General features: G+C 63.0%; 1 protein-coding gene. It reads right to left on the minus strand.

Annotated features, from left to right (window positions below; translation table 11 throughout):
- On the minus strand, nt 1-281 hold a 281-nt coding region (locus tag QWY29_RS20185; protein WP_300963018.1), incomplete at both ends, for an IS110 family transposase.

Consider the following 281-nt stretch of genomic DNA (forward strand, 5'->3'; position numbering starts at 1 on the left):
TGGAGGGACAAACGAGGGTCGGACCAGACCATGAGCTCCGAGCTGGGCCAGCCAGGTCGCGTCGTTGACGTCGGTCTTGCGGCCGGGCACGTTCTTGACGTGTCGGGCGTTGACCAGCATCACCTCGCAGCCCGGCAGGTCCTCCAGCAAGTAGTAGTAGGGCTTCCAGTAGTCGCTGGTGGCTTCCATGAGCACCAACGTGACCTGCTGCTCGATCAGGTGCTCACGCAACGCCAGGATGGTGTTGGTCATCGACCCCCACGTGGTGACGACCTCGCTGA

Source organism: Nocardioides abyssi (genome assembly GCF_030412915.1).
In the GTDB taxonomy this organism is placed as follows: domain Bacteria; phylum Actinomycetota; class Actinomycetes; order Propionibacteriales; family Nocardioidaceae; genus Nocardioides; species Nocardioides abyssi.